This window comes from Herbaspirillum sp. RV1423 (genome assembly GCF_000577615.1).
In the GTDB taxonomy this organism is placed as follows: domain Bacteria; phylum Pseudomonadota; class Gammaproteobacteria; order Burkholderiales; family Burkholderiaceae_D; genus Herbaspirillum.
Genome location: NZ_CBXX010000005.1, coordinates 115,402 through 128,395, shown reverse-complemented (window position 1 = coordinate 128,395; position 12,994 = coordinate 115,402). Strand labels below are relative to the sequence as shown.

At 61.1% G+C, this 12,994-nt stretch carries 8 protein-coding genes; all 8 read right to left on the bottom strand.

Translation table 11 applies throughout. The features are described 5' to 3' along the window. Window positions 1-11: 11 nt before the first annotated feature. Window positions 12-2,267: a cellulose biosynthesis cyclic di-GMP-binding regulatory protein BcsB gene (gene bcsB / locus RV1423_RS07150; protein WP_034294841.1), complete on the bottom strand. Its 2,256-nt coding sequence runs from the start codon at window positions 2,265-2,267 to the stop codon at window positions 12-14. Further along, window positions 2,264-4,486: a UDP-forming cellulose synthase catalytic subunit gene (gene bcsA / locus RV1423_RS07145; RefSeq protein WP_034294838.1), complete on the bottom strand. Its 2,223-nt coding sequence runs from the start codon at window positions 4,484-4,486 to the stop codon at window positions 2,264-2,266. The genes bcsB and bcsA overlap by 4 nt, the downstream gene beginning before the upstream one ends. Next, the gene (gene bcsQ, locus RV1423_RS07140; RefSeq protein WP_034294835.1) at window positions 4,483-5,709 is read right to left on the bottom strand and encodes a cellulose biosynthesis protein BcsQ; all 1,227 of its coding nucleotides are present in this window, start codon (window positions 5,707-5,709) and stop codon (window positions 4,483-4,485) included. Before bcsQ ends, bcsA begins: the two co-directional genes overlap by 4 nt. Before the next feature lie 400 nt (window positions 5,710-6,109). Beyond that, window positions 6,110-7,564, bottom strand: coding sequence for an NADP-dependent succinate-semialdehyde dehydrogenase (gabD, locus tag RV1423_RS07135; protein ID WP_034294832.1), 1,455 nt, complete (start codon window positions 7,562-7,564; stop codon window positions 6,110-6,112). A 42-nt stretch (window positions 7,565-7,606) separates the two neighbouring features. After that, window positions 7,607-9,010, bottom strand: coding sequence for a dihydrolipoyl dehydrogenase (lpdA, locus tag RV1423_RS07130; protein WP_034294830.1), 1,404 nt, complete (start codon window positions 9,008-9,010; stop codon window positions 7,607-7,609). A 7-nt stretch (window positions 9,011-9,017) separates the two neighbouring features. Next, entirely contained in the window at window positions 9,018-10,277 is a 1,260-nt protein-coding gene (locus RV1423_RS07125; protein WP_034294828.1) for a pyruvate dehydrogenase complex dihydrolipoamide acetyltransferase, read from the bottom strand. Window position 10,278: 1 nt separating this feature from the next. Further along, on the bottom strand, window positions 10,279-10,770 hold the full coding sequence (locus RV1423_RS07120) for a VOC family protein (protein ID WP_034294827.1): 492 nt from the start codon (window positions 10,768-10,770) through the stop codon (window positions 10,279-10,281). A 12-nt stretch (window positions 10,771-10,782) separates the two neighbouring features. Beyond that, window positions 10,783-12,972: a thiamine pyrophosphate-dependent enzyme gene (locus tag RV1423_RS07115; protein ID WP_034294824.1), complete on the bottom strand. Its 2,190-nt coding sequence runs from the start codon at window positions 12,970-12,972 to the stop codon at window positions 10,783-10,785. Window positions 12,973-12,994: the final 22 nt, after the last annotated feature.

The following is a 12,994-nucleotide window of genomic DNA, read 5'->3' as shown; positions in this document are numbered from 1 at the left end:
CAGGTTCGGGCTCAAACCTTCAGCCTCTTCCGGGCCTTGGCGCGCAAGCCCAGGTAGGCCAATCCAGCCAGCAAGGCAACGCCGACTGCGGTGATCAGGAACATCCAGCCGACGTGGCGCGACAGCCACCACCGTGCATACCTGATTGGCGACATGCTGCCGACGAAGTACTGCTCGTCAGCCAGCAAGGCTTCCACCGTCTTGCCCCGCACCGCCACCAGGCTGCCCTGGATGGCGCCTGCGTCCACGTCGCTGCTGCTCAAGGCTTCGGCCACCTGGGTGAGTCCCTGCGCATCGCCGCCGGCCACGACCACCACGCTGCGACCGCTAGCGAGCGGCGATTCGAAACCGGTCAGGTACGAGGTGGCCTCGCCGCCGGCGAAGGCCATCGACAGCCGCGCCTTGCGCTGGGTTTCCTCTGAATCGGCATTGAACCAGGTGCGCGCCCGCACGGCCAGGTCGGACAGTTCGAAGCGCTGCTTCTCGCCGGTGACGGCCGTCGGCAGGCGATCAGCCCATTGTTTCAGCAGCGGCTGGTTGGCGCCGGACGCCATCACCAGGAAATCCTTGCCGGCAAACTTGGCGACCTGGTCAGCTTGGGTCACGGTCACGCCGGTGGCGGGATAGCCGGTCGAATTGCCGAAACGGCCCAGGATCGTCAGGTAGGCGCTCAGGTCGCCGGTGCTGGGATTGTCCGGCAACACGACAGCGGTCTCGGACAGGTCGGCCATTCGCGTGAACGGGAAGCCCGCATCCTTGAACACGCCCAGGTTGGGCATGGCCATGAAATGATCGTAGCCGGTCAGGTCCAGTGTCGATTCAGGATCGATACTGCCGCGCACGTTGTCGATAATGATGTCGCCGCACTCGCCCTGCTTGATGTAGTCGTACATGTAGCGGAGCTGAAGTCGGGATTGCAGCGCGACGGCGTTGAGCGGCAGGCGCACGCTCATTTCACGCACCAGGGTGTCGCCCTTGATCGTGCTCAGCAGCCCTTTGTCCAGACGCTCTTTCGACGGCAGGGTATCCGACTTGATCAAGCCGTCGTTGAAGCTGACGATGAATGACGAGTTGGTCGATTTCGGCTGCGGCGTGTAGCGATACGTCAGGTTCAGCAGCGCGCCGTCCTGGCGCCAACTGGACAAATCCGGCGGGAAATTCAGCGGGATGGTGATGTCGCCGGGATTGTAACCGGAGACATTGAGCCGCTTTGCATCGATCAGGTCGCCCAGCTTGACGACGTGATCGGTCGGCAACCAGTTCGGTGCGTCATAAGGCTTGCGCGGCTTGATCGTGTCGAGCTTGTCGATGACCGCGCTGCTGCCGGCCAATGCCTTGCCGCCGATCGAGACCGCGATAGCGGCACGCTTGAGTTCGGCGACGTCGCGTCCGGCCACCACCAGCAGCTTGCCGTTGGGATCGTTCGGATTGGTCACGATTGTCAGCGTCGGCCCCTTGGGTGCAGGGATCGACAATCCACCGATTTGCGACGCCGCGTCGCCGCTGACCAGGATGACGCCGTTGCCCTTGACGGGCAGCGCATTGAGTTGGATCGGGAATGTCGCGCCGCGATAGCTTGCCAACGCACCGAACCAGGAAGACAGCGTGCCTGCCGCTTCAAGCGTGCCGTTGTTCGGCGTCGAGGCGAAAATGAACGGCAGGTTCAGCAAGTGAATATCCCGACGATCGAAGAACGGCAACGGCATGATCGCCAGATCGTTTTTCAATGCCAGCGGCGAGGTCTGGATGTCCAGCACGGAATCGTTGCCGATTTTGGCCCACAGACTCGTATGCGTGGGGTCTTCGCAACCCATCGTGTAGTGGCCGATGAACTGCATGCTCAGACGGTTGAATTCCGTGATCAGCTTTGCCGGGATGTCGACTTTCTGCGTCTGCAGCGAGCCCGCGTCCTTTTTCAGCAGCGGGATGCTCGCCGCAACCACGTCGTTGACCATCACATTGATCTGGGACACGTCGGGCAGCAAAGCAGGCGAATAACTGTATTGCAGCGTTACCTGCGCCCCTGTCGCCACCTGGCTGGCCGGCACGTCGAAATTGACGCTGTCGGTCGATTCGACGCCATGCAGGCTTATCGGATAATTGCGCCCCAACTGTTTGAGCGTCAGGCTGTAGCCATTGCCGGTCCCCGCCTGCGGCGTGTCTGCCTGAACCGGTACGCCGCTCGACACCAGCAATGTTGAAATCAGTACCGATAGAAAACGCTTGTTATTGCGCGGGCCTGCTTTTTCAGAGAGCTTCGATTTCATTGCTTTTCCATATTGTTGTCGAATACCGGCGAAGGCCGGCGACGCGCTGTCAACCGCCCCCGCAGTTGAAACAGCGTTGCCTTGATAAGCTCTTTCGCGCCATGGACGCCGATGAGGGAGACTTCGCGCAGCGCGGCCAGCGGCGTATCGGGCCGGCCGCTGCCCCAGTTCGTGGCCCAGATGTCGGCGCGGGAGAACGTCAGGCGCACCAGTTCGCTCTGCTGGCGCAGGCTCAGCGAATTGAACTGGGCCCCGAACACGCCGCCGCGATTGAACACCACGATCGCGGGGAATACCTTTTCCTGCTGATTGAGGAACAAGCTGACGTTGATGTGCGTGCCCTGCTGGACCGTGACGCCTTCCGGCAAGCGCAGGCCGATGCCCTTTTGCGAGAAATCCATGGTGGTGCCGTCGATGACGCGGCCATCCGGCAACAGGACGCGGGCCGGCAGCTCGGCGGCGACACGAGGCTCGCTGCGCACCTGGCGCGTCTCGCTGGCCACGGCCATCGCCGCACTGCTGATGACGATGTTGTAGAGCGTCCAGGCCATGTTGATGAGGATGGTGGTCACCGCGCCCCTGTCGCCCGTCGCCAGTTGCCAGAATCCGAACAGCATGCCCACGACGTTGAGGGTCAGGAGGATGATGTAAGGACGGGCGAGCTTCCAGTCGAAATGATTGTCGGTGATGACCCCGCCCTTGTCGGTCACGTTGAACCCTCCCAGTTTCGGGTTCACCAGAGCGAGCAGCACCGGTCCCATGATGTACCAGGCCAGCACCGTCTCGTACACCTCGTTCCAGAACGAATGGCGGAAACGTCCCTGGATTCGCGAGTTGGTCAAACTGGCATGCAGAACGTGGGGCAACACATAGGCGCTGATCATCAGGGCCGGCGCCTGGAAGATATGCGCGTCGAAAAACAGGTAGGTCAGCGGCGCCGTCAGGAATATCAGGCGCGGCAAGCCGTAGAAGAAATGCAGCATGGCGTTGAGGTAGCACAGGCGCTGCCCGAACGTGAGGCCCTTGCCGGCCAGCGGGTTGTCGGTGCGGAAGATCTGGGCCATGCCGCGCGCCCAGCGAATACGCTGCCGGATATGGCGCGCAAGGCTTTCGGTCGCCAGACCGGCCGCCTGCGGAATAGCGAGGTAGGCTGTGTTGTAGCCCGCGCGGCTCATCTTCAGCGCGGTGTGCGCATCCTCGGTCAGTGTTTCCACCGCGATGCCGCCGACGTCCATCAGCGCGGTGCGCCGCATCACTGCGCAAGAGCCGCAAAAGAATGTGGCGTTCCACAAATCGTTGCCGTCCTGCACCAGGCCGTAGAACAACTCGCCCTCGTTAGGGACGGAGCGGAAGGTATTGAGATTCTTTTCGAAGGGATCCGGCGAGAAGAAAAAATGGGGCGTCTGCAGCATCGCCAACTTCGGATCCTTGCGGAACCAGCCAACGCAGATCTGCAGGAATGAACGCGTCGGCACGTGGTCGGCATCGAAAATCGCGACGAATTCCCCGTCGGTGACTTTCAGCGCCTCGTTCAGATTGCCGGCCTTGGCATGGCGATTGTTATCCCGAACCAGATAGTTCACGCCGCAGCTATCGCAGAACTGGCGGAATTCTTCACGACGACCGTCATCGAGCACGTGAACGCGCAGCTTGTCCTTTGGCCAGTCGATGGCCTGTGCCGCAAGAATGGTGAGCGAGACGATATCCAGCGCTTCGTTGTACGTCGGGATGAATACATCCACCGTCGGCCATTCGGACGGCGGCGCAGTCATCATCTGCGGTTCGCGGCGCAGCGGCCAGGAAGTTTGCAGGTAGCCCAGGCACAGCACGACAAGCGAATATATTTCCGCCGCCAGTAGAGCGTAACCGAACACGAAATCGATCCAGCTTTCGAAAGCCAGGGTCGAGGTCACGCGCCAGAAGATATAACGCAGCGAAACGGTCAGGGATAAAACGATCAGCAGTACGACCGGAAAGCGCCCGGTCTGCTTGCGCAGTACCAGTGCGACAACAAAGCAACCAATGGCAAAGACGCACTGCGAATAGAACTCAAACGGCACGGAAACGACGCATACCGCCAGCAGCGCAGCAAACAGCAGAATGCCGATCTGCAGCCTGCGCCGCATACCGGGCGAGAGCCTTTCAAATTTGTCGGTGATTGTTTGTATCCAGGACTGCAGGCGATTGGACGCCGGTTGTTGCAGCGACTTGTTTATCATGCGCGAATACCTGCCAATGCATGCGACTCGGACTCCGATTTCAGCACGTCTCCGATGGCCTGGATTTCATGCCACGCGGGCGACTTCCTGTTCTCCATCAAGGTGTTGACGCCGTAGGCAAGCCCTTCGCTGATAGCGTGATCTAGGGGGACGACACCGATCAGTTTGCTTCCGAACCGCCGCTTGAGCACTTCCAGCATGTCCTGGCAGAAGGTGCGAGAGGCATCAAACTGGTTGACGACATAACTGCAGTCGCCATGCTGATCGAACAGGTCGCCGATATGATCCAGCGCCAGGAAGGAGGCGGCATCCGGAGTGACCACCACCACCACTTGGTCGGCGACATCCAGGGCCTGCTCAAGATAAGGCGTCCGACCTGCCGGCGTATCGAGAATCACGACATCGTCAGCGCCCAGATTCATTCGCCCCAGTTGCCTGGACAGCCAATGACGATCCTTCTGGATGCGCTGTTCAAGCGCGCGCGGCCCTTCTTCGGAAATGGCTTCATAGGACAACACGCAAGTTCCCGCAGCGCCGCTGCGCAGCAACGAACTCCAACGTTCTTCCGTCAGTGCTGCGCCTGCAGGGGCAGCATCCGAACCGGCGCCCAGGTGGTATTGCAGGGCATTTTGCGGATCCAGATCGATCGCAATGACGCGTCCCTTGCCATGCAAGGCGCCAGCCAGGGCGGCGCATATCGTCGTCTTCCCCACGCCGCCTTTGGGCGAGACGATGGCGATGACCTGCGCGGGCGTAAGGGGTTGGGCGACGTTCAGGGAAGTGTGAAGCGCCGTCTCCTCGTTTTGGGCGCGTGCCTGGCTCTCACGCTTGAGAGCGACTTCGGCCAGCAAGGATCGCAGCGAAGATGAAAAGACAGGGGGCGGGACTGGATCAGGAGCGGTTGCAGTTGCGGTTGCCGACGGCGCGGCGCCATCGGTATCCGCAGGCAAATCGACGATGACCGGCTCTACGCGCTCGCCCGCCGAATGCGGCGAGTTCGCCGCAGCAACGGACGGCGGAGCCGAAACCGTTTCCTTCTCCGCAGCCGGGGGCGAATCTTCAGTCTCGTTCACGCCTGCCGGAGAATTGACGGGCCCTACAGGAATCACTACTGCCGTTTTCGGCAACTCCTTGTATTCGATCGTGTTTTCTACTTCCAGGTACCCGTTTGCATTTGCTCCGAATCTGCCGAGCAGGTTGGAGATATCGCTTGCTATGTTCATATTTCCCCGGTTTGTATGACGAGCAGCTTTTCATTTCACGCATCGGGGCAATACCAACCGCATCCCTCCCTTTACCTGCGCAAAACCACTTCTTTTTTTGTTGTCGGCGGGAAACCGCTTAGTTATTTTTTGAATATTTAACAATAAAAATATTTGAAAAAATTCAAATTTCACCCGGAGTCAACAAGTTGTCATTAAAACAAAGAAATCCCTTGCAGTGCAACAAAAATTAAAGAAAAAATCCAATTGAAAACGATAACATTCAAAAAAAATATGAATTCTTTCCTTGCCGAAATTTATTCATTGACCCATAGAAACAAAATCATTGATCTCAATGGTTTTCTATCATTCGCGTCAACTTCACGTTGTTAAATTGCGCCCGCAAGGGCGCACCTCGGACTCAGATGCCTCCCATGCACAAATACTTCGTCACGTGATAATCGTCCAATCCGTACCTGGAACCCTCGCGGCCGATACCCGATTGTTTGACGCCGCCAAATGGCGCCATCTCGTTCGAGATCAGGCCGGTGTTGATTCCCACCATGCCGTATTCAAGGCCTTCGGCAACCCGCCATACCCGGCCGATATCCCGCGTATAGAAATAGCTGGCGAGGCCGAACTCCGTGTCGTTCGCCAGACCGATGACTTCGTCGTCCAAATGAAAACGGAATAGCGGCGCCAGAGGGCCGAAAGTCTCTTCTTTCGCCACCAGCATCTGCGGGTTCGCGTCGCGCACCACGGTGGGTTCAAAGAAGGTCTGCCCGAGCGCATGGCGCTTGCCGCCTGCGATGACTTTGCCGCCCTTGCCCAGCGCGTCTGCAATATGCTCTTCCATTTTCGCGACCGCATTTTCATCGATCAGCGGACCTTGGCTGACACCCGCCGTCAGGCCATTGCCGACCTGCATTTTGTTGACGGCGGCCACCAGCTTTTCAGCAAAGGCATCGTAGACGCCGTCTTGCACGTACAGGCGGTTCGCACAGACGCAGGTTTGGCCGGTATTGCGGAATTTGCTTGCCAGTGCGCCTTCTACCGCGGCATCCAGATCCGCATCGTCAAAAACAATGAATGGCGCGTTGCCGCCCAGTTCCATCGATACCTTCTTGATCGTCGCCGCGCTCTGCGCCATCAGCATCCGCCCGACTTCGGTCGATCCGGTGAAGCTGAGTTTGCGCACGATGGGGTTGCTCGTCATCTCGGCGCCGATGGCGGCTGCCGAACCGGTAATGACGGAGAATACGCCGGGCGGCACTCCCGCCTCTTCGGCCAGCACCGCCAGCGCCAATGCCGAATAGGGCGTCTGGGTGGCCGGCTTCACGACAATCGGACAGCCCGCCGCCAATGCAGCGCCGACCTTGCGGGTGATCATGGCCGCCGGAAAATTCCACGGCGTAATCGCTGCGCACACGCCGATAGGTTCTTTGACCACAACGATACGGCGGTCGGACGAGGGGCCGGGAATGGTGTCTCCGTAAGCGCGCTTGCCTTCTTCGCCGAACCATTCCAGATAGGAAGCCGCGTAGGCGATCTCGCCCTTCGATTCAGCCAGTGGCTTGCCCTGCTCCACCGTCATGATTTTTGCGAGGTCGTCCGCGTTGGCCATCATCAGGTCAAACCAGCGGCGCAGAATCGTTGCGCGTGCCTTGGCGGACTTGTTGCGCCAGCCGCGCCAACTGGCATTGGCGGCATCGATCGCGCGGTGCGTTTCCGCTCCGCCCATTTTTGGAATCGTTCCGATGATCTCGCCCGTGGCCGGGTTGTTGACGGAGAGCACGCCGCCTTCGTCGGCATCGAGCCAATGGCCGTCGATATAGCATTGCTGACGGAATAAGTCAGGCCTGTTCAGTGTAAGCATGGGGGTCTCTTTCAAAAGAAGAAATGGCCGTGGGGCCGACCGTTAAATGTGCAAGGCACGGTCATATGCCGCCAATACGGCTTCGTGCATGGTTTCGGAGACGGTCGGATGAGGGAAAATCGTTTCCATCAATTCGGCTTCCGTACTTTCGAGCTGGCGGGCGATCGTGTAACCCTGGATCATTTCCGTTACCTCTTCGCCCACCATGTGGGCGCCGAGCAACTCACCGCTGGCTTCATCAAAGACCACTTTCGCAAAGCCGCCCGTCGCTCCCAACGCGATGGCTTTGCCATTGACGGCCAGAGGGAACTTCCCGACACGGATCTTGCGGCCGCCGGCCCCGGCTTGCGCTTCGGTCAAGCCGACGCTGGCCACCTGCGGATGGCTGTAGGTGCACGCGGGAATCCTGGTGATGTCCAGGGCATGCGGTTCCAGGCCGGCGATCTTCTCGACGCAAATGACTGCTTCGTGGCTTGCCTTGTGTGCCAGCCACGGCGCGCCGGCGACGTCGCCGATGGCGTAGACGCCGGGCTCGCCTGTCGCGCCATATGCATCGGTGACGATATGGCTGCGCTCGACCTGGACGGTGGTGCCTTCCAGGCCCAGTTCTTCCACATTGCCGACGATGCCTGCGGCCGTCAGCACGACATCGGCCGTCAGACTTTCTTTATGCCTGCCATCCAGTTGCAGCGTCCATTCATCGTCGTTGCCGACCCGCCGCTTGCTGCTGCTCGTCAGACGTGACCCCGTGTAGAGCTGCATGCCCTGCTTGCGCAAGGCATCGCCCACATGCCTGGAGATATCCTCGTCTTCCACCGGCAGGACGCGGTCCGCCATTTCGACCACACTGACCCTGGCGCCCAGCGCATGATAGAAACTGGCGAATTCAATGCCAATCGCACCGGCGCCGATCACGACCAGATGCCTGGGCACACGCGTGGGCATCAGCGCCTCGCGATACGACCAGACACTCTCGCCATCCGGCGTCAGGCCGGGCAAGGGACGCGCGCGCGCACCGGTTGCCAGGATGATGTGTTTTGCCGAAAGCAGAGAGACGCCCTCGGCGGTGGCGACGTTCAGCTTGCCTGCGCCTGCCAGCCTGGCGTGCCCGGCAATGACCGTGACTTTGTTTTTCTTCATCAAATAGGTCACGCCGCTTTGCAATTGCGCAGCAACCTCGCGCGAACGCTTGACCATCGCGGCGAGGTCGATCTGCGGGGCGGCCACCTGGACGCCGAAGCGGCCGGCGTCTCTGACCAGACGCAACACATCCGCCGAGCGCAGCAGCGCCTTGGTCGGGATACAGCCCCAGTTCAGGCAAATGCCGCCGAGTTGCGCCTTCTCCACCAACGCAGTTTTCAGTCCCAGTTGCGCTGCGCGGATGGCGGCCACATAGCCGCCGGGGCCGCCGCCGACGACCACGAGATCGTAGTTTGCTTGTGTCATGGTTGCCTCAGATCAGGGTGCTCAGCGGATGCTCGATATGGCGCTGGAACAGCGCCAGCCATTGCGCGGCCGTCGCGCCGTCAATGGCGCGATGATCGACCGACAAGGTCACGTTCATCACGGAGGCAACGGCAATCGCGCCGTCGACGACAACCGCTTGCTGCGATGTCGCCCCCACCGCCAGGATCGCCGCTTGCGGCGGATTGATGATGGCCGAGAACTCTTGCACGCCGAACATCCCCAGATTGCTGATGGTGAAGCTGCCGCCCTGATATTCGTCCGGTGCCAACTGGCCGCTGCGTGCGCGGGCCGCCAGATCGGCGACTTCCGCGCTGATGGCGGAGAGGGATTTGCTGTCGGCGGCGCGCACCACCGGGGTAATCAGGCCGCCGTCCGTTGATACCGCCACCGAAATGTCTGCTTGCGCGTACTGGCGCAATGCACTGTCCGTCCAGCTCACGTTCATCTGTGGAGACGCCTTCAACGCCGCGGCAACAGCCTTGACGATGAAATCGTTGATGGAAATCTTGCGGGCGCTGCTTGCATTGATTTCCGCACGCAACGCCATCAGCTTGTCCATCCTGCACGCGGCGCTCAGGTAAAAATGTGGGATGCTTGCCTTGCTCTCGCTCAGACGACGGGCAATCGTGCGGCGCATCCCGGAATGCGCGACTTCGACGTAGGCGGCGCCGGCTTCTTTGGCCGCCGACGGCGCTGCCGCAGTCATCACGACGCTGCTGCCGGCGACTCCCGCATTCGGAGCAGCCAGGGCATCAACATCGCGCTTGACGATACGACCGTGCGGACCGCTTCCCTTGACGCCTTGCAGATCGATGCCGCGATCCTTCGCCAGACGGCGCGCCAGCGGACTGACAAAGAGCCGGCCTTCGCCCGGAACCGCATGCGTTGCCGCCGGAGCGGGAGCGAGAGCTGCAGCCGCCGACGCGGCAAGCTGCGCAGCGGGCTGGGCGGTCGGCGCCCCGACGCCGGCCGCCGCCAGAACCGCCGCGATGTCGACGTTAGTCTCGCCTTCCGCAAACAGCACCGCAATGGGCGCGCCGACTTCGATATCCTTGCCGGTGGGCGCCAGGATTTTCCCCAAGACGCCGGCCTGGTCCGCATCGAATTCAATCAATGCCTTGTCGGTTTCAATCTCCGCCAGAGTCTCGCCGACGCGAATGCTGTCGCCCTCTTTCTTGGACCATTCCTTGATGACGGCCGATGTGGCATTGGCGGCGATCTCGGGCATGCGAATCAATGTAGCCATCTCAGTTGCTTCCTTTTTTCAAATCGGGACGGTAAGCCTCGATGTCGGTGTATTCGACCAGCTCCAGCACATTGCCTTCCGGGTCTTCGCAGAACGCCAGGTAGACGCCGGGGCGCGCCTCGACGCGCGCGTTGCCGGTCAGGAATCTGACGCCGGCTTTCAGCAAGGTCGCAATCGCTGCGTCAATGTCGTCAACGATGAATGTCAGATAACCGGCATTCGGCTTATCCAGGATGTAGGCCGTCGGCGTTGCGGTGGCGGCAACGGCCGGCGTATTCGGCGCCAGCAGCTTGACGCGTTCGCCGTAAGGCGTCTGCAGGCGCACGACGGTATAGCCGTCGGCCGACAATGCGGATGGCCCGGCCTTTGCCGCCGGCACCACGATTTCGCTGACGAAACGGAAGCCCATCACGTCCTCATAAAATGCACGCAACTTCGGCAAGTCACGGCATGCGATGCCCACTTCGAGCGGCACGATCATGTTGATAGTCATGTCAGGTTCTCCTTATGCCGCGCCCTTGTCGCGCATGACCAAGCGCAGGCCCGCGACGACTTCCTCGGTGCGTGCGGCTGCGGCGCGCTCCAGCACTTTGGAGATGCTTGGCGATGCTTCGCTGCCCGAGACGCGTTGCACGGGCTGATCCAGCCAGTCGAAATAACGTCGCTGGATCTCGTCGGCCAGCCATCCGCCGTAAGAGGTGCCGACAGCGCCCTGCTCGACGATCAGTACATTATTGGTTTTGCGGATACTTGCTTCAATCGTGTCCCAGTCGATACTGGCGCGATCCAGCCAGCGCAAGTCCACCACTTCGGCATCGATGCCGGTCTGTTCCGCCGCTTCCAGGCTATGCGCCACCATGGACAGATACGTCAGTACCGTCACTTCGCTGCCGGCGCGGCGGATGGCCGCTTTGCCGAACGGAATCTGGTAGTCGAAATCGTCCACCGGCGCGATGCCCGATGAATTGTAGAGATCGACGTGTTCGATCACCAGCACCGGATCCTTCAGCGCCAACGCGGCGTTCATCAAGCCGACATAGTCGAATGGCGTCGACGGCGCGACGATGCGCCATCCCGGGCTGGTCGCAAAAATGCCCGCGGGGTCCATCGAGTGCTGCGAACCGTAGCCGGTGCCCATCGCCACCTTGGTGCGCAAGACGAACGGCACATCGATATCGCCGCCGAACATATGGCGGGCCTTGCCGATCTGGTTGAACACCTGGTCCGCCGCCACCCACATGAAATCGGGATACATGAACTCCACCACCGGCTTGAAACGCCCGTCCATGGCCAATCCGCCGCCAAGGCCGCAAAACGCGTTCTCGCTGATCGGCGTGCCCAAAGTGCGGTCCGGGAATTTTTCCTTGAGCCCGCGCGTGGCGCCGTTGGTGCCGCCCTTCAGGCGGTGCACATCCTCGCCCATGACGACCACGGAGTCATCCGTACTCATGCGGCGATCCATGACATCGGCCACGACATCGATGAACTTGCGCGTATCCAGCTTGCCGCCGAAGCTCTCCTGCTCTTCGGTGCGCGCGCCTTGCAGCTCGCTCAGATCGCCGCGCACGCCGACGTTGCGGAAGTCCGGGCTTGGCCACAGTTCCGGACGAATACGCTTCTTGCCGGCCTTGCCGTTCGGATCGGCTTCGGTCAGCTCGGCCACGGCCTTGGCCATCGAAGCCTTGATGCGCTCGCGCAGCGCCAGAATGCCGGCTTCATCGATCAGGCCGCGCGCCTGCATCTTGCTGCCCAGCAGATCCAGCGGGTCGCGCTGGCGCCAGGACTGCTCTTCCTCGCGTGTGCGGTAGCCGAAAGCGCTGCCCGGGAAGCCACCGTTCTGGTGGAAGAAACGATAGACATCGGCCTCGATGATGGTCGGGCCTTTGCCCGCGCGCATGTGCGCCAGCGCTTCGTTCATGGCCAGATACACGGCCAGCGGATCCATGCCGTTGACCTTCCAGCTCGGGATGTTGAATGCCAGCCCGCGCGCCGACAGACGCGGTTCTGCGGTGGCTTCGTCGACGGTCGTGGACACCGCATAACCATTGTTTTCGATGAAGAAACACAGCGGCAGCTTCCATGCCGCGGCAATGTTCATGGTTTCCAGCACCGAACCGATGTTGACGGCGCCGTCGCCGAAGTAGGTCACGGCGACGTTCTCGGTTCCCGCATGACGATGCGCCCACGCCGCACCGGCGGCCAGCGGCACGCCTCCGCCCACGATCGCATTGGTGCCCAGCACGCCGGCCTCCTGCCAGCGCAGGTGCATGGAACCGCCGCGGCCGCGGCAAAAGCCCTGCGCCAATCCCAGGATTTCAGCCAGCGTGCGTTGCAGCAGGGTGTCGATTTCCGGTGTCAGGGCCGCCTTGGGATCGATGCCGTTCGGCGTCAGATACGCCAACGCCTTCGAGAGAAACTGATGATGTCCGCGATGCGAACCGTTGACCTGATCGGCCGCCAGCAGCGGCACGATGGAGCCCGCAGCGCCGCCTTCCTGCCCGATGCTGGAGTGCGCCGGGCCGTGTACGAGGCCATCCATCGCCAGTTCGAGGACGGTCTCCTCAAAGGCGCGAATCATGTGCGAATGCGTCAGCAAAGTGCCGAGCACAGCCGGATCGGCGGCAGCCCAGTCGGCATCGGTCGTGCGCAATTCGACCCAGTTCGATGCCGGGACGAGTGCAATGTGGTCTGACATGGTGTCAATCTCCAGATAGAGG

Excerpts from the sequence above, each read along its gene's own strand:
- bcsQ (WP_034294835.1), bottom strand. The coding sequence starts at position 5,709 with ATGAACATAGCAAGCGATATCTCCAACCTGCTCGGCAGATTCGGAGCA.
- RV1423_RS07120 (WP_034294827.1), bottom strand. The coding sequence starts at position 10,770 with ATGACTATCAACATGATCGTGCCGCTCGAAGTGGGCATCGCATGCCGT.
- bcsB (WP_034294841.1), bottom strand. The coding sequence starts at position 2,267 with ATGAAATCGAAGCTCTCTGAAAAAGCAGGCCCGCGCAATAACAAGCGT.
- RV1423_RS07115 (WP_034294824.1), bottom strand. The coding sequence starts at position 12,972 with ATGTCAGACCACATTGCACTCGTCCCGGCATCGAACTGGGTCGAATTG.
- gabD (WP_034294832.1), bottom strand. The coding sequence starts at position 7,564 with ATGCTTACACTGAACAGGCCTGACTTATTCCGTCAGCAATGCTATATC.
- lpdA (WP_034294830.1), bottom strand. The coding sequence starts at position 9,010 with ATGACACAAGCAAACTACGATCTCGTGGTCGTCGGCGGCGGCCCCGGC.
- bcsA (WP_034294838.1), bottom strand. The coding sequence starts at position 4,486 with ATGATAAACAAGTCGCTGCAACAACCGGCGTCCAATCGCCTGCAGTCC.
- RV1423_RS07125 (WP_034294828.1), bottom strand. The coding sequence starts at position 10,277 with ATGGCTACATTGATTCGCATGCCCGAGATCGCCGCCAATGCCACATCG.